Source organism: Kluyvera sichuanensis (genome assembly GCF_014218705.1).
GTDB classification, from domain to species: domain Bacteria; phylum Pseudomonadota; class Gammaproteobacteria; order Enterobacterales; family Enterobacteriaceae; genus Kluyvera; species Kluyvera sichuanensis.
Genome location: NZ_JABBJF010000001.1, coordinates 291,021 through 312,933, shown reverse-complemented (window position 1 = coordinate 312,933; position 21,913 = coordinate 291,021). Strand labels below are relative to the sequence as shown.

Sequence of the window (21,913 nt, the reverse complement as noted above, 5' to 3'; positions counted from 1 at the left end):
TACGATGGGAAACATGCTGTCACGCCCGATTCTGATTACCGGTGGAGGCCGCCGCATTGGCCTCGCCCTTGCCCACCATTTTCTCACCCAGCAGCAGCCGGTTATCCTAAGCTACCGTACTCACTACCCGGCTATCAACGTAATGCAGCGGGCTGGCGCGGTCTGCATTCAGGCGGATTTCTCCGCCGACGAGGGAATTTATACCTTCGCGGATGCGGTGAGAACCCACTGCTCCAGCCTGCGCGCGGTTATCCATAATGCCAGCGGCTGGCTGGCGGAGAGCCCTGGCGCATCCCTCAGCAATGTATTGAACGCGATGATGCAAATTCACGTCCACGCGCCCTATCTGCTTAACCATGCGCTGGAAGATATGCTGCGCGGCCACGGTCATGCCGAAGGCGATATTATTCACTTTACTGATTATGTGGTGGAGCGCGGCAGCGATAAGCACATCGCCTATGCCGCCAGTAAAGCGGCGCTGGATAACATGACCCGTTCTTTCGCCCGCAAGCTAGCACCGGAAGTTAAGGTGAACGCGATTGCACCTGCACTGGTCTTATTTAATGAAGACGATGACGCAGAGTATCGCCAGAAAGCGCTTAACAAATCGCTGATGAAGATTGCCGCCGGGGAGAAAGAGATTATCGATCTCGTCGAGTATATCCTCGGCAGTTGCTACGTCACCGGGCGTACCTTTGCCGTCGACGGCGGTCGCCCGCTGGTCTAGCGCTTAGTGAAAACGTCCCCACAGAAAGATGAGCAACCAGGCGCTGACGCCCCAGCAGGCCACCGCGCCTGCTAGCGCCAGCGGCAGGCGCATCATGCCGGTGAGATACCATAGCGACAACAGGTAGAGAAAGTACGGGATAATCGACCACATACCGAACACGATGGTCGTTCGCAGTGCTTCAGTGCCTCGCTCGCTGGCAACAATATAATGTGCGATCAGCGCAAAAGTGGGAAACAGCGGGATCAGCCCCGCAATCGCATAGTTTTTAGTTTTCGCTAAAATCCCGATCAGGACAACCACCAGCGCCCCAAGCAGCGCCTTAATTAACAATCCCATTGCATTATTTACCGATAAACAACATGTTGCCTGAGCATAACGGAAGTCTGCTCATAGATAAAAGGTTAATACAGCACGGGAATTGAGAAAGCAGAGGTGGCAGGCGATGGGCGCTCAGTGTATCGTAGCGTTTTTTCCGTCAGTGCGTAGAGTAATGAATAAGATCGTTTATGTTGAGGATGATCCGGATGTTGGGGCGCTGATCGCCGCTTATCTCGGAAAGCATGATATGGATGTGGTGGTCGAGCCGCGTGGCGATAACGCCGAAGCGACGATCGCCCGCGAGAACCCGGACCTGGTGCTGCTGGACATTATGCTGCCGGGTAAAGATGGCATGACGCTGTGTCGTGACCTGCGTGGCCAATGGACCGGGCCGATTGTGCTACTGACCTCGCTCGATAGCGATATGAACCATATCCTGTCCCTGGAAATGGGTGCCAACGATTATATTCTCAAAACCACCCCACCCGCCGTGCTGCTTGCGCGTCTGCGCCTGCATTTACGCCAGCGCCCAGCCGCCAGTAACAGTATCGCGCCAGCCCAGCCAACGCTAACACCGCACAAAGCGATTCGCTTCGGTACCCTTTCCATCGACCCGGTCAACCGTCAGGTGCTGCTGAGCGGCGAGAATATCGCGCTGTCGACGGCGGATTTCGATCTGCTGTGGGAACTGGCGACGCACGCCGGGCAAATTATGGATCGCGATGCTCTGCTGAAAAACCTGCGCGGCGTAACCTACGACGGTATGGACCGCAGTGTAGACGTGGCGATTTCGCGCCTGCGTAAAAAACTGCTCGATAGCGCCACCGAGCCTTACCGCATTAAAACCGTGCGTAATAAAGGCTATCTGTTTGCGCCGCACGCCTGGGAATAATACCACCCCAACAGCATAATATGCTGACTATAAAACTATAACCCTCGAGAGGCGGCGCACCATCCCTCTCAAAAACAGCGTGTTTATGCTGCCAGTTGCGCACTAAACACGCTGCTGGCAATATTATCTATAATTCTGTTCGCTATTGCGTCAACTCGGCCGTCGTCACGCCTCGTGCAAAGCCCGCTTCAAGCAACCCCAACGTCACGTTGAAGATCGCTTCAGCGCTCAACCCCTCGCCCAGCGGAAAACTCAGTACCGCATCGCGAACGATCGTCATGTTCAGTCCCAGATCGGCCCCGGATCGAATCGTTGAGTTAACGCAGAAACCGGCCACTGCGCCAATCACCGTTAATTCGTTAATATTCTCGCGCTGTAGCCACTGGTAGAGATCGGTCGAACTAAACGCCGACGAGGTTCGTTTGATAAAGACCTCTTCTTCGCCCTGCTCCTCAAATCCTTCGACCGGTGGAAAATGCGGGGAATTTTTTTGCAAGTCGGAACCGGGTTCGATTGTTTCATGGCGTACATGAAGCACGGTTTTCCCGGCAGCCCTGAAAGAAGCCAGAATCGTTTTCATATTCTCGATGCTCGCGGCGGGAAAATACTCCATGCCACGCGCGATTCTATCGCTGACAAACCGTTGCATATCAATAACCAGTAAAGCCTGCATAACGCCCCCGACAGTTCAGTAAAAAGACAAATTACGAGAATCATGGTGCGAAAACAAGCCGCTAAATATTGTTCAGCGCTCCCCATCGGCCAAACGCATAAAGTCACACTTTTTGCATGCCATATCAGAATCTTTCTCTCTATAATGCGCTACGGCACTATTATCCATCCGGGATAATAGGTTAATTAATTGAAAACAACTCTTTCCGGCATTTCAGGTGCTGAATGGGGCAAGAGGCTTAAAGATGTTCATTACACTCGCGTATATTGCGCTTTTTTTGATCTGCTCATGGGGCATTTTCGAAATAGATAAGCGCAGTTCATCGCTTTCCCGCTCTGTCTTCGCGGCTATTTTTATCGGCGCGCTCATCGGGCTTTCTCTCCACTTTATCGCCAGCGATAGCAGAACCACCGTTATTGATTGGTACAGCGTCATTGGTAACGGCTACGTTAATTTATTAAAACTGGTCGCCATTCCGCTAATCTTTATTTCCATTCTCTCAGCGATTAATAAGCTCGAAAATAATGCGGGGATCGGCAAAATGTCGCTGACCATCGTCGCCTGTATGCTGATTCTGGTGATGATCGCCGGGTTTGTTGGCCTGACGATGGCGCATACCCTGGGGCTGAGCGCCAGCACCTTTGGTCAGATGCAGTCCACGCTAACCGCTGACGATGTGTCCAAAACCGCCGCCGTTTCACTGCCGCAGCTCATCACCTCGTTGATTCCCACCAATCTGTTCCTCGACCTGACCGGTGCCAGAAGCGTTTCGGTGATCGGGATTGTGATATTTACGCTGCTGGCAGGTATCGCGCTGCTGAAAGTGAAAAAAGAGGCGCCGGAAGAAGGCGCGAAATTAAGCGCTGGCATTAACGCCATTCAAATTTGGGTCATGAAGATGGTACGCATCGTTATTACCCTCACCCCCTATGGGGTACTGGCATTAATGGCGAAAGTCTTTTCCACCTATCAGCTCGCGCAATTTACCAGCCTGCTCGGCTTTATTGTCGCCTGCTACCTGGCGGTGGCGATGATGTTTGTCGTGCACGCCATTTTGCTGGTACTGAGCGGACATAACCCGCTGCGCTATTACAAAACCGTGTGGCCTGTCCTGACCTTTGCCTTTGTTTCCCGCAGCAGCGCGGCGGCTATTCCGCTGGCGATTACCGCGCAGGAGAAATTTGGTGTACCGAGCACCATTGCCAATATCGCTGCCTCGTTTGGCTCCAGCATGGGACAAAACGGCTGCGCCGGGATTTATCCGGCCATTATGGTGGCGATGATTGCGCCAACGATGGGCATCGACCCGTTCTCCGTGCATTTCCTGGTGACGCTGTTGCCTGCCATCGCGCTGGGCTCCATCGGCGTGGCGGGTGTAGGCGGCGGCGGTACCTTTGCCGCGCTGATTGTGCTCTCCACCTTGAATTTTCCGGTGGCGCTGGTCGGGATCTTTATTGCGATTGAGCCCATTGTGGATATGGCGCGTACCGCGCTGAACGTGAATGGCTCGATGATGTCCGGCGTGATTGCCAGCCGGATATTGACTAAGGACGAGACGACGCAAGAAACAGAAGCGTCGCTTAACTGATAGCACGCGCCTCGGTGCCCTGAACGCCGAGGCGCGTTAAATAGCGGTATCACTGAGAAAATATTAACGCAGCACAATTTTGCCTATCAGATAGGTCGTCGCTTGCCCGCCAATATGAACGCGGTCACCCAGATGGCGGCAGCGCAGTTCCCCACCGCGATCCGCGCCCTGATGCGCCATCATCTCCGTTTTGCTCAGCTTTTCAGCCCAGTAAGGGATGAGCATGCTATGCGCCGAACCGGTTACCGGATCCTCAGCCACGGCTTCACCTGGGCAGAAGAAGCGGCTGACAAAATCGTACTCGCCCGTCCCTGGTGCGGTGACGCAGACCATTTTCCCCAGCGGCACCATGGCGTTAATATTCGGCCGCAGTGCCTCAACCTGCTGCTGATTTTCCAGCACCACAAGGTAATCGCGCGCTACGCGCACGTCTTTGTATTCGGTGATGCCCAGCGCTTCCAGCAGCAAAGCGGGCGGCGCAGCCGGTTCGGTCTTCCAGGCCGGGAAATCAAGCGTTAACCACTCCCCATTGCGGGTCACGGTAAGTGGCCCGACAAAACGGGTATCGAAGTGGATCGTTGCATCAGGGAAATTCAGGTATTCAAAGATGACGTGTGCGGCCGCCAGCGTCGCGTGCCCGCAGAGGTTGATTTCCCCCTGGGTGGTGAACCAGCGGAGTTCAAAGCCGTTATCCGTGGTGACAAAAAACGCCGTTTCCGACTGGTTATGCTGTTTCGCCATTTTCAGTAATGTCGCATCTGGCAGCCATTCGGTGAGCGGGCAAACGGCAGCGGCATTGCCACCAAACGTGGTGGTGGTGAAAGCATCTACCATATAAAAATCGATCTGTTGCATAGCCTAACCTCTCATCAAGCGCAGGAGAATCCGCATCTTTTCCATAGCGGAATGACACAATTTAGATTTTTTTTATGCACTTACACCATAACAGGTCTTATCCCCGCCGCGACAGATTTTCTTGCGTCGGGGACACTATGGCAGTGGAGAGTGAAGAAATAGAGAGAACGTATTATTTCAGTAGCGTTATCATCATCTGGTTAAACATCGGCACATCTTTACTCAGCGAAAAAGCTGGGTTTATCGCCTTGCGCGCAATCAACCCATCAATAAACGCGAACAGAATAATGGTCATTTCTTCCGGGTTAATATCCTGGCGAAATTCCCCCGCCGTTATCCCTTGTTCAATGATTCCAGCAATGCTTTTTCGCATAATGCGGTCGCTGGAAATAAAGGTTTCCTGTAGCTCAGGATTACGCGAGGATTCCGCCATAATTTCAACCCACAAGCGGTGCGTAACGGGATAGCCGACATCGCTGATGCAAGAGATGACCTGATGGCAAAGGCGTTCAAAATAAGTGTCGCCGGAAAGTTGTTCATGCGAGTTCAATGCTGAGTTTTGCTCTTCCAGTACAATCGCCCGAATAAGCTCATCCTTACCCTTAAAATAGGTGTACATCGCCCCCTGACTAATTCCGGCACGCGTAGCGATCTCGCGCACGCTCGTCGCGCTGAAGCCTTTTTCCGCGAAACAGGCTGCGGCTGCGGTAATCAGCTTATGGTAAGTTTCAGTATCCTTTGACATATTCGCCCTTTGCTTTGTCTCTACCCCCAAACTTTACCGTCCTTTTACGCCGGTAGCCAGATATGATGCCCCCTGTGACTACCGGCTTGATTCTTATTTCAGCAGCGGTAACTCGCTCAGCATATTCTTGAGGTTCAGCATATCCCACGGTAAATGTTCTGCGAGGGTGATCCCGACGGCCTCAGCCTGTGAGGTGGCCTGATGAACCAATCTGAGCACTTCCGCCATCGTCAGCTTACCTTCCGCGACATCACCGAAATCATGCTCCCCTCTGCCCGGTTGCGCGAACAGCACCGCACGGAAAAACGTGGGGTCCAGAACGTCGAGATCGATATGAATGGCCAGATAAGCGATATCCTCTCGGGCAATCCAGGCCAGCACCTCATTCGCACCATTTTTGATCTCCTCAGGGCTCGACGTGGCGATGCGATGCGCCTCGAGGTATTCCTGTTCATAAGCCAGCGGTTTGTGGATGCCAGCAATCATGACTTTGGCCGGCGAAAGCGGAGTGGCAACACTCGCCACCAGATCTTTATCGCCCGTCCCCATTAGCGCCCCGAGGACGTGAGCATGTGCATTTGGATACTGCGCGGCGGTCTGGACGTCAGGATGGGAATCAATCCATAACACGCCCAGCTTATCGCCGTATTTATTCAGCAGATGGGCAAACGGTGCCAGCGACACCAGACAGTCTCCACCCAAAACGACCATCGCATCAGGGTCGTGTTTCTCGATAAGCGCTGCCGCGTCACGCAGCTGTTGAATAATTTGCGGTTTGCCGGTGATGCCATCGACCTGAGTGAGAGTGTCCGCGTCAGGTAACGCGACCGGAACCTCTTCCACCGGCCCCTTCGCTGCAGGAGCGAGAAAGGAGAGCAGCCGCGAACCAAGGTAATAAGGCGGGTTATTGCCGCCCTGCCATTGAGGGAAATCGAGTCGAAGCGTCTTTTTACTCATGATGTCTCTACCGTAAATACAATAATGAATGAACGTTCATTCATTATCTATCTGAGATAAAAATGATGCAAGCAAGGATGGTAGAACCCCACATTTATCGTCGCTCATCAACGTCATGGCATGCAGAACCGCGTTATACAGTGTACTCTGCCAGGATAAGCAGGCTTGATGACCCTCTCATCCCCTGCGAATCGGCAAAGCGCTGACCACCCCTGAAAATATCTGGGGAAAACGTATTAGCTAACACATTGAATGTTCGGTGATTTTTCATGAAAAAGCTGTTTGTGCAGTTTTACCTTCTGCTGTTCGTCTGCTTTCTGGTCATGACCATGCTGGTCGGGCTGGTCTATAAGTTCACCGCCGAACGGGCTGGTCGTCAGTCGCTTGACGACCTGATGAAAAGCTCTCTGTATCTTATGCGTAGCGAGCTACGTGAAATTCCACCACGCAACTGGAGTAAGACGCTCAACGAGCTCGATCTTAACCTGTCGTTTGACCTGCGAATTGAGCCGCTGAGCAAATTCCAGCTGGGCGAAAGATCGATGCAGCACCTGCGCGAAGGCGATATCGTCGCACTTGATGATCAGTACACCTTTATTCAGCGCATTCCACGCAGCCACTACGTACTGGCCGTCGGGCCGATTCCCTATCTCTACTTTATGCATGAGATGCGACTGCTGGATATTGCGCTAATGGCGTTTATCGCCATCTCGCTCGCCTTCCCGGTGTTTATCTGGATGCGACCGCACTGGCAGGACATGCTCCGCCTCGAGAGCGCCGCACAGCGCTTCGGCGAGGGGCATCTGACCGAACGTATTCACTTTGACAGCATGTCGAGCTTCGAGCGTCTTGGCGTCGCCTTTAACCAGATGGCCGATAACATCAATGCGCTGATTGCCAGTAAGAAACAGTTGATTGACGGTATTGCCCATGAACTGCGCACGCCGCTAGTGCGCCTGCGCTATCGGCTGGAGATGAGTGAAAACCTGACCGAAGCCGAATCATTGGCGCTCAATCGCGATATTGGGCAACTGGAAGCGCTGATTGAAGAGCTGCTGACCTACGCTCGCCTCGACCGCCCGCAGACCGAACTTTCTCTGACCACGCCAGACCTGCCACAGTGGATCGCCACACATGTTGAAGATGTGCAGGCAGTCAATCCACAGCGCGAAGTGACCATTGACCAGATTACGCCGGGCGATTACGGCGCGCTGGATATGCGCCTGATGGAGCGCGTGCTCGACAACCTAATCAACAACGCCATGCGCTACAGCCAGTCGCGCATTCAGGTTAGCCTGATGCTGCATGGCAGCATGGCCTGCCTGCAGGTCGATGACGACGGCCCCGGTATTGCAGAAGGCGAACGTGAGCGCGTGTTTGAGCCGTTTGTCCGCCTCGATCCAAGTCGTGACCGGGCCACCGGTGGCTGCGGTTTAGGGCTGGCTATTGTCCACTCTATCGCCGTGGCGATGGGCGGACAGGCGCACTGTGACGTCAGCCCGCTGGGCGGCGCACGGTTCAGCCTGACCTGGCCTATCTACCACCATATCTCCCTGCCCGCGGCTAGCTGACCGCGGTTTGCACGGTGCCAGATTCTGGCTTATAGTAAACGGTGCAGTCAGTATGTTGTAACTAACCACATAACGGAGAGCTCATCATGGCCAGCTACGACCTCGTAGAACGGTTAACCGACACGTTTCGCCAGATAGAGCGTAATCTGCTGGACCTGCGCGATGAACTCTCCGCCTGTCGCCTGCTTACCGCGCGTATTTTTGAGCTGCCGGAAGTGACGAAAACGTCAGAGCACGCGCCGCTATCCCAGATTCAGGTTGTCCAGCATCTGGGGCAAACCGCCTTTGAGATGGCACTGAAACACTTTAACCATCTGTTTATTCAGCAGCAGTCGGAGAATCTCAGCAGCAAGGCGGCGGTACGTCTTCCCGGTGCTATCTGCCTGCAGGCAACCAGCGAGCAGCATGAAGCGCTCGCCGCACGTGTGCAGCACATTAACGCGTTAAAGGCCGCGCTGGAGCAGATAATCACCGTCGATTCGGGCCTGCCGTCGGTGGCGCGTTTTGAATGGGTTCACCGCTATATTCCCGGTTTGATCACCCTCAACGCCTACCGCTCGCTCACCCTCCTCTCCGACCCAAGCACCATCCGCTTCGGCTGGGCGAATAAACATATCATCAAGAATCTGACCCGCGATGAAGTACTGGCGCAGCTTGAAAAAAGCCTGAAGTCACCGCGAGCGGTGCCACCGTGGACCCGTGAACAATGGCAATCAAGACTGGAGCGGGAATATCAGGATATTGCGGCGCTGCCACAGCAGGCGAAGTTGAAAATCAAACGCCCGGTAAAGGTACAGCCGATAGCCCGCGTGTGGTACGCCGGCGAGCAGAAGCAGGTGCAGTACGCCTGCCCTGGCCCACTAATTGCGGTGATTTCCGGGCGTAACGGCGTCAGCGTGCCTGACCTTGGTGAACTGCTGAACTACGATGCCGATAACGTCCAGCATCGACACAAGCCGGAAGCGCAGCCGCTTAAGCTGATGATTGAGCGGCTGCACCTGTGGTTAGCGCCGGATTAAGCGCCGCTGATTTGGCTGCCGACCATCTCTTCAGGCCGCACCCAGCGGTCAAACTCCTCGGCGCTGAGATAGCCTAACGCCAGCGCCGCGTTCTTCAACGTCAGCCCCTCTTTGTGCGCTTTCTTGGCAATCTCCGCCGCTTTGTCATAGCCGATGTGGGTATTCAGCGCCGTCACCAGCATTAACGACTCGTTAAGCAACTGATTAATACGCTCGCGGTTAGGCTCAATCCCTACCGCACAGTGCTCGTTAAAGCTCTCCATCCCGTCGGCCAGCAGACGCACGGATTGCAGCACGTTGTGGATGATCATCGGGCGATAAACGTTAAGCTCGAAATTACCGGATGCGCCGCCCATATTGACCGCCACATCGTTGCCCATCACCTGGCAGCACAGCATGGTCATCGCTTCGCATTGGGTCGGGTTGACTTTACCCGGCATGATGGAGGAACCCGGTTCGTTTTCCGGAATAGCAAGTTCGCCAATGCCGCAGCGCGGGCCGGAGGCCAGCCATCGAACGTCGTTGGCGATTTTCATCAACGATGCCGCCAGCCCTTTTAGCGCCCCGTGGGCATGAACCAGCGCATCGCAGGTCGCTAACGCTTCGAATTTATTCGGCGCCGTGATAAATGGCTGCCCGGTCAACGATGCCAACTCTTTTGCTACACGGACGGCGTATTCTGGATGGGTGTTCAACCCGGTGCCGACGGCGGTGCCGCCCAGAGCCAGTTCGCTCAGGTGCGGCAGACTCTGTTCCAGATGGCGACGATTGTGCTCCAGCATCGCCACCCAGCCGGAGAACTCCTGGCCGAGCGTCAACGGCGTAGCGTCCTGCAGATGCGTACGGCCAATCTTGACGATATCGCGGAAGCTTTCCGATTTCTGGCGCAGCGTCTCCTGCAATACCGCCAACTGCGGCAGCAGATGTTGGCGCAGCGCAATCACCGCCGCCACATGCATCGCCGTTGGGAAAACGTCGTTCGAGCTTTGGCTTTTGTTCACGTCATCATTCGGATGCACTTTGCGCGTCATGCCGCGCTCGCCGCCCAGCAGTTCGCTGGCGCGGTTAGCCAGCACCTCGTTCATGTTCATATTGCTTTGGGTGCCGGAGCCGGTCTGCCAGATAGCCAGCGGGAACTCATCGGGATGCTGATCCTTCAGGACTTCATCGGCGGCCGCCATAATGGCTTCGGCTTTCTCTGCCGCTAATAAGCCTAAATCCAGATTAACCTTCGCCGCAGCGCGCTTGGTCAGCGCCAGGGCATAAATCAGCGAAAGCGGCATTTTCTCGGTGGAGATCCGGAAATGCTCCAGTGAGCGCTGGGTTTGCGCGCCCCACAGTTTGTCGGCAGGAACCTCAATTGGCCCCATAGAATCGCTTTCGCGGCGTGACGTTGTCATTACCTTCTCCTTGAATTCAAAGTGATTGTGAAGTGACATTGCTCTTGCGAAAAAGATAAGTATGAACGGAGAAACAAAAACCGCCCCGAAGGGCGGTAAAAGAGATTATTTCACGCAGCGGGCGCACTGCGACGCCTGAATCTGCTGGAAGAAGTCGTTGCCTTTGTCATCCACCAGGATAAACGCCGGGAAGTCTTCCACTTCAATTTTCCAGATAGCTTCCATACCCAGCTCCGGGTACTCCACGCATTCCAGACTCTTGATGCTGCTTTGCGCCAGCACCGCTGCCGGGCCGCCGATGCTGCCGAGGTAGAAGCCGCCGTGCTTATGGCAGGCGTCGGTCACCTGCTGGCTACGGTTGCCTTTTGCCAGCATGATCATACTGCCGCCTTCCGCCTGCAACTGGTCAACGTAGGAGTCCATACGCCCCGCGGTGGTTGGCCCCAGCGAGCCAGAGGCATAACCTTCAGGGGTTTTCGCCGGGCCCGCGTAGTAGATCGGGTGATCCTTAATGTACTGCGGCAGCCCTTCGCCTTTATCCATACGCTCTTTCAGCTTGGCGTGCGCAATGTCGCGCCCCACGATGATAGTGCCGCTCAGCGACAGGCGCGTAGAGACCGGGTACTGGGACAGCTGCTTGAGGATATCGCTCATCGGACGGTTCAGGTCGACCTTCACCGCTTCACCCTCGCCCGCTTTACGCAGCGATTCTGGGATGTACTTACCTGGGTTATTTTCCAGTTTCTCAATCCAGATGCCGTGGCGGTTGATTTTGGCTTTGATGTTACGGTCAGCGGAGCAGGAAACGCCCATCCCGACCGGGCAGGACGCGCCGTGGCGCGGCAGACGCACCACGCGGATATCGTGCGCGAAGTATTTACCGCCGAACTGCGCCCCGAAGCCCAGATTCTGCGCTTCAACCAGCAGCTCTTTTTCAAGCTCAACGTCGCGGAACGCCTGGCCGTGCTCGTTACCTTCGGTTGGCAGACCGTCGTAATACTTGGTCGACGCCAGCTTCACGGTTTTCAGCGTGGCTTCGGCAGACGTACCGCCAATCACAAAGGCGATATGGTACGGCGGGCAAGCCGCAGTGCCGAGGGTACGCATCTTCTCAACCAGGTAAGTTTTCAGCTTCGCTGGGGTGATCAGCGCTTTGGTTTCCTGGTAGAGGTAGGTTTTGTTCGCCGAACCGCCGCCTTTGGCGATGCACAGGAACTTATATTCGTCACCGTCCACGCTGTAGAGATCAATCTGCGCTGGCAGGTTAGTGCCAGTGTTGACCTCTTTGTACATATCCAGCGGCGCATTTTGCGAATAGCGCAGGTTGTCTTCGATAAAGGTGTCGTACACGCCGCGAGCCAGCGCCGCTTCATCGCCGCCGCCGGTCCAGACGCGCTGGCCTTTTTTACCCATGATGATTGCCGTGCCGGTGTCCTGACAGGTCGGCAGGATACCTTTTGCCGCGATATCCGAGTTACGCAGGAACTGCAGCGCCACGTACTTATCGTTTTCGCTGGCTTCCGGGTCATTCAGGATATCGGCCACCTGCTGCTGGTGCGCGGGGCGAAGCATAAAGGAAGCATCGTGGAAGGCGTGTTTGGCAAGAAGCGTCAACGCTTGCGGGGCAACTTTGAGGACTTCCTGCCCTTCAAATTCTGCGACGGAAACGTAGTCGTTGCTTAACAGGTAGTATTCGGTCTCATCCTTTTCTAACGGAAAAGGATCCTGATAGTAGAAAGGTTTATTCGACATTGTGCTCTCACTTACTGCTTTGATGATGTTATGAAGGGCAGGCTTTCCATTTGCCCAGGTTAAAAGCGAGTTACCCTATCGTACACAATTTTTTAACAAAAACTGAGACAAGTACGACTTTTTATTTCTGCGGCATACGACAGCGCATTTTTTTGCTTTAATACAGCCCAAAGAATCCACATTGAAACAGGGCTTGATAATGCAAAAACTCATCAACTCAGTGCAAAACTATGCCTGGGGCAGCAAAACTGCGTTAACGGAACTCTACGGTATGGCAAATCCTGAAGGTCTGCCGATGGCAGAACTGTGGATGGGCGCGCACCCAAAGAGCAGCTCAAAGATTACCGACAGCCACGGCGTCGTGCAGTCGCTGCGCGACGTGATTGATGCCGATAAAACCACGCTGCTGGGAGCCAACGTTGCCACTCGCTTTGGCGAGTTACCTTACCTGTTTAAAGTACTTTGCGCCGCACAACCGCTCTCTATTCAGGTCCATCCGAGCAAAAAAGCAGCGGAAGTTGGTTTTGCCAAAGAAAACGCCGCCGGGATCCCACTGGACGCCGCCGAGCGTAACTACAAAGATCCAAACCACAAGCCGGAGCTGGTCTTTGCGCTGACGCCATTCCTGGCGATGAATGCCTTCCGTGAGTTTGCAGAAATCGCCTCACTGCTGCAGCCGGTTGCCGACGCCAACCCGGCTATCGGTGAGTTTATCGCCCAGCCGACCAGCGAGCGCCTGAGTGCCCTGTTCGCTGGCCTGCTCAATATGCAGGGTGATGAGAAAGCCCACGCGCTGAATGTGCTGCGCGCGGCGTTGGAAAATCAGCAAGGTCCAGCCTGGGATGCAATTCGCCTGATTGCAGAGTTCTACCCGGACGACAGCGGCCTCTTCTCCCCGTTGCTGCTGAACATCGTTCAGCTTAACCCGGGCGAAGCAATGTTCCTCTACGCTGAAACCCCGCACGCCTACCTGCGCGGCACCGGGCTTGAGGTGATGGCAAACTCCGATAACGTACTTCGTGCTGGACTCACACCGAAGTATATTGATATCCCGGAACTGGTAGCGAACGTCAAATTCACCGCCAAACCGGCGAACGAACTGCTGACTCAGCCAGCACAGCACGGCGAGGCGCTGGAGTTCCCGATTCCAGTTGAGGATTTCGCCTTCTCTCTTCACGCCCTCAGCGCGAGTGAAGCCACGCTGACTCAGGATGGCGCCGCCATTCTGTTCTGTGTGGACGGTGAATCCGTACTGAGCAAGAACGACCAGCGTCTGGTACTGAAGCCGGGCGAATCCGCGTTCGTCGCGGCGAATGAATCCCCGGTTCAGGTCAGCGGCAGCGGCCGTTTAGCACGGGTGTATAACAAACTGCAGTAAACGCCGAAGTTAATGGAGCGGCTTGCCTGATAGGCAACCCGTAAAACGTAAACCAGGTGGCCTGTCCACCTGGTTTTTTTTAAGGATGAAAAGATGAAAAAAACGCGCGTGGCAATAGGGGTTATTGTGGCTTTAGGCGCTGTCTGGGTTGGCAGCGCGTGGTATACCGGCCAGCAATTGGAATCACGGATGGCCAGCAAGGTGGCAGAGGCGAATGGGTGGCTACAGCAAAATCCCACCAGCCCAGGGGTTAAAATCAGCTATCAGGATTATCAGCGAGGCATTTTTAGCACACAGCTTAAAATGGTGTTAACCGCCACCCCGGATGCCAAAGCATCATGGTTAGAGCCCGGTCAAAGCGTGATTCTCAATCAGACCATCGACCATGGCCCTTTCCCGGCAGCATCGCTTAAATCCTTTAACCTCATTCCCGCACTGGCGTCCGTCCACACCACGCTCGAAAATAATGCCGCCACAAAAGATGTTTTCCTGCTTTCTAAGGGGATTTCGCCTTTTGAAGTGGAAACCCGCTTCAGCTACGACGGCGCTACCGTGTCAGCTATTTCGCTTAGGCCATTACACTCCGAAACCGATCGCTCAAAGCTTGCTTTTAGCGGCGGCAACGCTATCTATTCGCTCGACGCCCAGCACGATGTGATGTCGCTGAACGGCCAAATAGAAAGCGCCCAAATCGCTACTACTGACCGGGATAATAAAAAAATAGAGTTCACCCTTCGTCAGTTGAAAACCGACAGCAGCAGTTGGGTCAGCAATTTTGGACGACTGGGCGAACAATTGATAACCCTGGAACAGGCGGCTATCACCCGCGACGGCATCCACCTGGCGGAGTTGAATAATATCCGCATCGGCGGCAAAACGGCGCTGGCCGAAGGCGGCAAAAAGATCAACTCTCAGTTAGATTTCGCGCTGGAAAACCTGAAAGTCGTGAATCGCCCCATCGGGAGCGGCCAGTTAACGCTGAAAACGGAAGGCGTTGACGGGGAGGCTATGCACCAGTTTATGGCGCGTTTGCGCACGCTGCATGCGCAGGATAAGAGCGCGCAGGAAAATATCCTCGCCACCTTACCTACCCTGCTGAAAGGCGGCCCAACGGTCACGTTGTCACCGCTTCGCTGGAAAAATGTTAAGGGTGAGAGTTCGCTGGATCTCTCCGTGAGCGTACGGGATCCTGCGGAGGTTACAGGCGCAGCGGGCTCGACAGCGCAGGTTTTCGATAGCAAAGTGAAATCGTTGAGTATGAAACTGGCGATCCCAATCGACATGGCGACCGAATTGATGACGCAGATTGCGCAGACCATGCACTTTTCTCCTGAGGACGCGGCTAAACAAGCGAATCAGCAGGTTCAGCAAATGATAATGCTCAGCAAAATGTTCAAACTGACGACAATGCAGAACAACACCATCAGCAGCGACCTTCACTATGCTGATGGCCAGGTCACGCTGAACGAGCAGAAAATGTCGCTGGAAAAATTTCTCAGCCGGACACGGTTATAGATTTATCCTCTTTTCCCTCGGCAAAACGTCATTGATGCCGGGTTCTTACCACTTCGTTTAACGCGTATTTGTAATAAGTTGAAGTTAATACTGAAGTTTCAGTACAAGCTTGCTACTCTTTTGCATAGCCTTATGACTCAACCAGGCGGCTTTCCCGCCTGGTTTCATTTTTATGGACAAATACTATGAAAAAAACGCTGGTAGCCGCAGGTATTATCGTCGCTTTAGGGGTGGTCTGGACAGGCGGAGCCTGGTATACAGGCAAACAACTGGAATCACATATTGCGGAAATGGTCTCTCAGGCGAACGCCCAGTTGAAGCTGAGCGCGCCGGAAGCCGGTCTTGAGATTAGCTATCAGGACTACCAGCGCGGTGTCTTCAGCAGCCAGCTAAAAATGGTGGTGAAACCGCTGGCTGGCGCGGAAAACTCATGGTTAAAACCGGGTCAGAGCGTGATTCTGGATGAGTCCGTCAGCCACGGTCCAATCCCACTGGCGTCGCTGAAGTCCTTCAATCTTGCCCCTGCGATGGCAAGCGTAAATACCGTGCTGGTCAACAATGAGGTGACCAAACCGCTGTTCGACATCGCCAAAGGTACCTCGCCGTTCGATATCAACACCCGCATCAGCTACAACGGCGATACCGAATCCGCCATCGCGCTCAAACCGCTGGATTACGAAAAAGATGCCGAGAAGGTCACCTTCAGCGGCGGCGATTTTGTACTCTCTGCGGATAGCCAGGGCAGCCTGGTGTCGCTGACCGGTGAAGCGAAAAGCGGCCAGGTCAACGCGGTTAACGAATACGATCAGAAGGTACAGTTCACCTTCAACAACCTGAAAACCGACGGCTCCAGCAAGCTGACCTCGTTTGAGGAGCGCATCGGTGACCAGACCCTCTCCCTGGAGCGCCTGGCGGTCTCCGTTGAAGGAAAAGATCTGGCCGAATTAACCGGTATGACCATTGCCGGGAAGTCGTCCCTGACGCCTGATGGCAAAAAAATTAACAGCCAGCTCGACTACACGCTGAATAGTCTCAAGCTGCAGAATCAGGATTTCGGCAGCGGCCAGCTGACGCTGAAAGTGGACGGCATTGACGGCGTGGCGATGCATCAGTTCAGCCAGCAGTATCAGGCGCAGACTCAGGCACTGATGGCACAGCCGGACCTGGCGCAGAACCCAGAGCTGTATCAGCAAAAAGCGGTTGATGCGCTGTTCAACACCCTGCCGATTTTGTTGAAAGGTGACCCGGTCGTGACACTGTCACCACTGAGCTGGAAAAACGCCAAAGGCGAAAGTTCGCTGAACCTCTCCCTGGCGCTGAAAGACCCCGCACAGGCGACCGGTGAAGCCACCACGCTGGCGCAGCAGGTCGATCGCGGCGTGAAATCGCTGGATGCCAAGCTGGTGATCCCAATGGAGATGGCAACCGAGCTGATGACGCAGGTCGCACGCCTGGAAGGCTATCAGCAGGAAGATGCTGCCAAGCTGGCTGGGCAGCAGGTGCAGGGTCTGGCAGCAATGGGGCAAATGTTCCGTCTGACCACCACGCAGGATAACGCGATTAGCAGCAGCCTGCAGTACGGTGAAGGTCAGGTCACGCTGAACGGCCAGAAAATGCCGCTGGAAGACTTTGTTGGCATGTTCGGTATGCCGGGCCTGGCCCAGCCGGATGAACCCGCCACCATCCCAGCACCATAACTAAAAAAGCGCCTTAAAGGCGCTTTTTTATGACCGTAACGCAGTAGCCCGGCCGAGCAACGCGACGCCGGGAACCTCTCCCGCGCCCTATTTTCTCGCCACCAGTCGCGGCGGCATAATCACGTTTCTCGCCGCCCCTTGCCCGGTATCAATGCGCTGCAAAATTCGCTCGGCAACGCTTTGCCCCATTTCGCGTGCCGGTGTGGTCACCCAGGTCAATGGCACGTCATCAAGCGCCTTTTCCGGCACGTCGGCAAATGCCGCCAGCGCCACGCGCTGCTCAAAATAGCTTTCGACACTGTCTTCACCGCTCTGCTTACCCGCCCGCATCAGACCAAACCACGCGCCCATCGCAATCACGCTGTTGTAGCACAGCACGGCGCTAATCGTCGGGTTATGGCGCAACAGTCTGGTGATCGCTTCCGACGCCTGCTTCTGGCTGGTCTCACACTCCAGCACCCAATCGCTGTGGAACGGCAGCCCGTATTTAATCAGCGTGGCGCAGTAGCCGCCGACCCGCTCAGCGCGAGTCAACGATGAGCTCTGCCCACCGAGCCAGGCAATGCGCTGATGGCCCCGGCGGATCAGATGTTCGGTCACCAGTTGCGCCGCCTGCATATTGTCCGGACGAATAATGTCGACTTCATCGAGGTAGCTGGCGCGTGAAGCGAACACCAATGGCGTTTCGGTTTCTGCCGCTTTTGCCCGCAGTTCCGAGGCCTGGTCCACCGAACCGGCGATCACCACGCCGTCAACGCCCTGCGACACCAGCGCGTCGAAACGCTGCAGCATCTGCTCGCCCCGCTTCCCGCCCTGGGTCAAAAACACCATTTTGCCCTGCGATTCGAAGGCCGCGGTCATCCCCGCGGTCAGTTCAGCATAAAACGGCGACGAAAGATCGCCAACAATCAGCCCAATCACCCCCGTTTGCCCCCCGCGCAGCGAGACGGCCTGGCGGTTACGCACAAAGCCTAACTGGTCAATCGCCTGGTAGACGCGCTCACCCGTCGCGGAAGATATTCGCCCTTTACCGCTGAGAACCAGCGAAACGGTACTGACGGACACACCGGCCGCCAGTGCAACATCGTTAATGGTGACTTTCTTTGCAATCGCCATGGTTCCAGCGAGGCTCCTTTTGCTCAAGAGATAAAACGTTTTATCAACAGACTCACTTTATAAACCTTATTATCACTTGCTTTTGTGATTTGTTTCTCACTAAAAAATGGTAAAACGTTTTATCTTCCTGTCCCGTGATTGTTAGAAACCCTTTTTTCAGGATTAAGGAGTCGTTTCATGACGGCGAATACCGCACCAAAAGTTACCCTCTGGGAGTTTTTCCAGCAGCTTGGCAAAACCTTTATGCTGCCGGTTGCCCTGCTTTCCTTCTGCGGGATCATGCTTGGGATCGGCAGCTCGCTTAGCAGCCATGACGTCACCACGCTGCTGCCGTGGCTTGATACGCCGTTCCTGCAGGCCGTCTTTATCTGGATGAGTAAAGTTGGCTCTTTCGCCTTTAGCTTCCTGCCGGTGATGTTCTGTATCGCCATTCCGCTGGGGCTGGCGCGTGATAACAAAGGCGTCGCCGCTTTCGCGGGTTTCGTCGGCTACGCGGTGATGAACCTGGCGGTAAACTTCTGGCTGACCGCCAAAGGTATTCTGCCAACCACCGATGCTGCAATTCTGAAAGCGAATAACATTCAGAACATTATCGGTATTCAATCCATCGACACCGGCATTCTCGGCGCGGTTATCTGCGGGATTATCGTCTGGATGCTGCATGAGCGCTTCCACACCATCCGTCTGCCGGATGCGCTGGCCTTCTTCGGCGGCACCCGTTTTGTGCCGATTATCACCACCATCGTGCTGGGTCTGGTTGGCCTGGTGATCCCGCTGGTATGGCCGGTATTTGCGATGGGCATCAACGCGCTGGGTCATGTGATCAATAGCGCCGGTGATTTTGGCCCGATGATCTTCGGTACCGGTGAACGCCTGCTGCTGCCGTTCGGCCTGCACCACATTCTGGTGGCGCTGATTCGCTTTACCGAAGCGGGCGGTACTATGGACGTCTGCGGCCACGACGTCAGCGGCGCACTGACCATCTTCCAGGCACAGCTGAGCTGCCCGACCACTCACGGCTTCTCCGAAAGCGCTACCCGCTTCCTGTCTCAGGGTAAAATGCCTGCGTTCCTCGGCGGCCTGCCAGGTGCTGCACTGGCGATGTACCACTGCGCACGCCCGGAAAACCGTCATAAAATTAAAGGCCTGCTGATTTCCGGCGTCATCGCCTGCGTCGTGGGCGGCACCACTGAACCACTGGAATTCCTGTTCCTGTTCGTTGCACCGGTGCTGTACGTTATCCACGCACTGCTGACCGGTCTGGGCTTCACCATCATGGCGGTACTGGGCGTGACCATCGGTAACACCGACGGCAATATCATCGACTTCGTGGTGTTCGGTATCCTGCACGGTCTGTCGACCAAATGGTACCTGGTGCCGGTCGTCGCAGCTATCTGGTTCGCGGTTTACTATGCAATTTTCCGCTTCGCTATCGTGCGCTTTAACATCAAAACGCCGGGTCGCGATGTGGATACCACTCCTGCAGCAGAGCACACCTCCAGCGGCGTAACCGGGAAATCCGGCTACAACGTGCCGGTTATCCTTCAGGCGCTGGGCGGAGCTGAAAATATCATCTCGCTCGACAACTGCATCACCCGTCTGCGTCTGTCGGTAAACGACATGGACAAGGTCGACGTTGATACGCTGAAAGCCAACCGTGCCATTGGCGTGGTGAAACTGAACCAGCACAACCTGCAGGTGGTCATTGGCCCGCAGGTACAGTCGGTGAAAGACGAAATGTCGATACTGATGAACTCCGTTCAAGCGTAAAGCCCTTTGCCCCTGTGCCTAACAGGGGCAAAATAGCCCAATCTTCCCTTCGTTAGGATCTCCACATGTTTGATTTTTCAACGGTGATTGACCGACACGGCACCTGGTGCACCCAATGGGACTATGTTGCCGACCGCTTTGGCGACGCTGACCTGCTGCCGTTTACCATTTCTGATATGGATTTTGCCACCGCGCCCTGCATTCTGGACGCACTGAGCAAACGTCTTTCTCACGGTGTATTCGGCTATAGCCGCTGGAAAAACGATGAGTTTCTTCCCGCTATCGCCCACTGGTACGCGCACCGTTTTCATGCGGTGATTGATACCAACACGCTCGTCTACGGCCCTTCTGTCATCTATATGGTGGCTGAGATGATCCGCCAGTGGTCGAAGCCTGGCGACGGCATCGTAGTACATACCCCTGCCTACGACGCGTTCTTTAAAACCATCGAAGGAAATCAACGCCACGTGGTTGGCGTGCCGATGGATAAGCACGATGGGCAGTGGTTCTGCGATATGGACAAACTCGAAACCGTGCTCGCTGAACCACACAACAGCGTGCTGTTGCTGTGTAGCCCGCAAAACCCGACGGGTAAAGTCTGGACACGTGAAGAGCTCGAAACCATGGCGGCCCTGTGCGAAAAACATAACGTGCGGGTGATAAGCGATGAGATTCATATGGATATGACCTGGCAAGGGCATAAGCATATTCCGTGGAGCGAAGTGGCTCGCGGCGAGTGGGCACTGTTCACTTCAGGGTCGAAAAGCTTCAATATCCCGGCATTTACCGGCGCATACGGCATGATTGTTGATGATGCCGCGCGCGAAGCCTATCTCACCGCGCTGAAAAACCGCGACGGTCTCTCTTCCCCTTCCGTTCCCGCGCTGGTCGCCCATATTGCCGCTTACGAACAGGGTGAATCCTGGCTGGATGCGCTACGCGAATATTTGCAGGATAATATGCGTTATATCGAGAAAACGCTGAACGCCGCCTTCCCGGAACTGCAATGGTCGATGCCACAGGCAACCTATCTGGCATGGGTTGATTTGCGCCCGCTGAATATTGACGATCGTAAACTGCAGGAAGTGTTAATTAAACAGCAGAAGGTCGCCATTATGCCGGGCTACACCTACGGCGAAGAAGGTAACGGTTTTATTCGTCTGAACGCCGGATGCCCGCGCGTGAAGCTGGAACAAGGCGTCGAACGTCTGATTGCGGCGATTCGCACCCTGCGTTAATCGCCATTGCGCAATGCTGCCAGGCATTGCGCAAGCTTTAAGCCTTAGCTATCGATTGTTAATATCAGATCCTGCCATTCACATCTCTTAGACATAGCACGATTGCTCAATCTAAGACATTTCTTAATCTTTATTCTCCGCCCCCGTTAACACCCCACCCCAAAACAATTGAAAAATTAGTGAGTTTTAAAATGATTAACCGTCAAGCCACTGCATTAACTCTGACTGCGATTAGCATTTTATTTTCATCTGCCGCCTTTGCGGATAACGCAGCAAGAACAGACCAGGTTCGCGGCGCCGACATGCATGTCAATCTGACCGTTGAGAAATCCTGTCAGATCAGCGTGGACGATATGAACTTTGGCTCGCGTGCGAGCGACTCCGGCGATGCGACTGCTTCCGCAAATGCAACCGTGACCTGTACTACCGGCACAAGCTATAACCTCAGCAGCGAAAAAAGCCACGACTACAACATGTCGAATAACAACGGCACCGATAAGGTGGCCTACGCCCTCTATAGCGATGCTGATGATACCAACGAACTGTCCACCACCGGCATTCCACAAACCGGTACCGGCACGGCGCAGGTTATTCCTATCTACGGCAAAGTCACTGCGGACGCACTTTCACAGGCGCCCGCTGGTGTGTATGCCGATACCGTGACCCTGACCGTCTCCTACTGATTCAGCTCCCGGGGAG

19 protein-coding genes are annotated in these 21,913 nt (G+C 54.8%); 11 read left to right on the top strand and 8 right to left on the bottom strand.

Annotated elements, in window-relative coordinates; all coding sequences use genetic code 11:
• The first annotated feature begins 4 nt into the window (after nt 1–4).
• Nucleotides 5–727 carry a dihydromonapterin reductase gene (gene folM, locus HII27_RS01525; protein WP_185666208.1) on the top strand — a complete coding sequence of 241 codons (723 nt, stop codon included), beginning with the start codon at nt 5–7 and terminating at the stop codon, nt 725–727.
• A gap of 3 nt (nt 728–730) precedes the next feature.
• Here folM and HII27_RS01520 read toward each other — a convergent pair whose 3' ends face one another.
• Entirely contained in the window at nt 731–1,066 is a 336-nt protein-coding gene (locus HII27_RS01520; RefSeq protein WP_185666207.1) for a GlpM family protein, read from the bottom strand.
• Between the two features lie 154 nt (nt 1,067–1,220).
• Here HII27_RS01520 and rstA point away from each other — a divergent pair, with 154 nt between their 5' ends.
• Complete coding sequence (gene rstA / locus HII27_RS01515; RefSeq protein WP_185666206.1) at nt 1,221–1,940, top strand: two-component system response regulator RstA; 720 nt, start codon at nt 1,221–1,223, stop codon at nt 1,938–1,940.
• A gap of 142 nt (nt 1,941–2,082) precedes the next feature.
• On the opposite strand, the gene HII27_RS01510 is transcribed toward rstA, so the two are convergent.
• Nucleotides 2,083–2,613, bottom strand: a complete 531-nt coding sequence (locus HII27_RS01510; protein WP_185666205.1) for an isochorismatase family protein — start codon at nt 2,611–2,613, stop codon at nt 2,083–2,085.
• 244 nt (nt 2,614–2,857) lie between these two features.
• Between HII27_RS01510 and HII27_RS01505 the strand changes: the two genes are divergently transcribed.
• Nucleotides 2,858–4,201: a cation:dicarboxylate symporter family transporter gene (locus HII27_RS01505; RefSeq protein WP_185666204.1), complete on the top strand. Its 1,344-nt coding sequence runs from the start codon at nt 2,858–2,860 to the stop codon at nt 4,199–4,201.
• 63 nt (nt 4,202–4,264) lie between these two features.
• On the opposite strand, the gene HII27_RS01500 is transcribed toward HII27_RS01505, so the two are convergent.
• From HII27_RS01500 to HII27_RS01490, 3 genes are all read right to left on the bottom strand, one after another.
• Complete coding sequence (locus HII27_RS01500) at nt 4,265–5,056, bottom strand: PhzF family phenazine biosynthesis protein (RefSeq protein WP_185666203.1); 792 nt, start codon at nt 5,054–5,056, stop codon at nt 4,265–4,267.
• A gap of 172 nt (nt 5,057–5,228) precedes the next feature.
• The gene (locus HII27_RS01495; RefSeq protein ID WP_185666202.1) at nt 5,229–5,801 is read right to left on the bottom strand and encodes a TetR/AcrR family transcriptional regulator; all 573 of its coding nucleotides are present in this window, start codon (nt 5,799–5,801) and stop codon (nt 5,229–5,231) included.
• 93 nt (nt 5,802–5,894) lie between these two features.
• Nucleotides 5,895–6,758 carry an arginase family protein gene (locus tag HII27_RS01490; RefSeq protein WP_185666201.1) on the bottom strand — a complete coding sequence of 288 codons (864 nt, stop codon included), beginning with the start codon at nt 6,756–6,758 and terminating at the stop codon, nt 5,895–5,897.
• 269 nt (nt 6,759–7,027) lie between these two features.
• Here HII27_RS01490 and rstB point away from each other — a divergent pair, with 269 nt between their 5' ends.
• Both rstB and tus read left to right on the top strand, forming a co-directional pair.
• Nucleotides 7,028–8,329: a two-component system sensor histidine kinase RstB gene (rstB, locus tag HII27_RS01485; protein WP_185666200.1), complete on the top strand. Its 1,302-nt coding sequence runs from the start codon at nt 7,028–7,030 to the stop codon at nt 8,327–8,329.
• 86 nt (nt 8,330–8,415) lie between these two features.
• Entirely contained in the window at nt 8,416–9,348 is a 933-nt protein-coding gene (tus, locus tag HII27_RS01480) for a DNA replication terminus site-binding protein (protein ID WP_185666199.1), read from the top strand.
• On the opposite strand, the gene fumC is transcribed toward tus, so the two are convergent.
• Entirely contained in the window at nt 9,345–10,748 is a 1,404-nt protein-coding gene (gene fumC / locus HII27_RS01475; RefSeq protein ID WP_185666198.1) for a class II fumarate hydratase, read from the bottom strand. The genes tus and fumC overlap by 4 nt on opposite strands.
• Nucleotides 10,749–10,853: 105 nt before the next feature.
• A complete protein-coding gene (gene fumA / locus HII27_RS01470; protein WP_185666197.1) occupies nt 10,854–12,500 on the bottom strand; it encodes a class I fumarate hydratase FumA in 1,647 nt (548 codons plus the stop codon).
• 199 nt (nt 12,501–12,699) lie between these two features.
• Here fumA and manA point away from each other — a divergent pair, with 199 nt between their 5' ends.
• The 3 genes from manA to HII27_RS01455 all read left to right on the top strand — a co-directional run bounded on the left by manA (nt 12,700) and on the right by HII27_RS01455 (nt 17,090).
• Nucleotides 12,700–13,878 (top strand): mannose-6-phosphate isomerase, encoded by a 1,179-nt coding sequence (gene manA, locus HII27_RS01465; RefSeq protein ID WP_185666196.1) that lies wholly within the window; start codon nt 12,700–12,702, stop codon nt 13,876–13,878.
• Nucleotides 13,879–13,971: 93 nt separating this feature from the next.
• Nucleotides 13,972–15,393 (top strand): YdgA family protein, encoded by a 1,422-nt coding sequence (locus HII27_RS01460; RefSeq protein WP_185666195.1) that lies wholly within the window; start codon nt 13,972–13,974, stop codon nt 15,391–15,393.
• A 185-nt stretch (nt 15,394–15,578) separates the two neighbouring features.
• Nucleotides 15,579–17,090, top strand: a complete 1,512-nt coding sequence (locus tag HII27_RS01455; RefSeq protein WP_185666194.1) for a YdgA family protein — start codon at nt 15,579–15,581, stop codon at nt 17,088–17,090.
• An 87-nt stretch (nt 17,091–17,177) separates the two neighbouring features.
• Here HII27_RS01455 and HII27_RS01450 read toward each other — a convergent pair whose 3' ends face one another.
• Entirely contained in the window at nt 17,178–18,206 is a 1,029-nt protein-coding gene (locus tag HII27_RS01450) for a Mal regulon transcriptional regulator MalI (RefSeq protein WP_185666193.1), read from the bottom strand.
• Between the two features lie 177 nt (nt 18,207–18,383).
• Here HII27_RS01450 and malX point away from each other — a divergent pair, with 177 nt between their 5' ends.
• The 3 genes from malX (at nt 18,384) to HII27_RS01435 (ending at nt 21,897) form a co-directional block, all read left to right on the top strand.
• Nucleotides 18,384–19,976, top strand: coding sequence for a maltose/glucose-specific PTS transporter subunit IIBC (malX, locus tag HII27_RS01445; RefSeq protein ID WP_185666192.1), 1,593 nt, complete (start codon nt 18,384–18,386; stop codon nt 19,974–19,976).
• A gap of 65 nt (nt 19,977–20,041) precedes the next feature.
• A complete protein-coding gene (locus HII27_RS01440; protein ID WP_185666191.1) occupies nt 20,042–21,214 on the top strand; it encodes a MalY/PatB family protein in 1,173 nt (390 codons plus the stop codon).
• A gap of 191 nt (nt 21,215–21,405) precedes the next feature.
• Complete coding sequence (locus tag HII27_RS01435) at nt 21,406–21,897, top strand: Csu type fimbrial protein (protein ID WP_185666190.1); 492 nt, start codon at nt 21,406–21,408, stop codon at nt 21,895–21,897.
• Nucleotides 21,898–21,913: the final 16 nt, after the last annotated feature.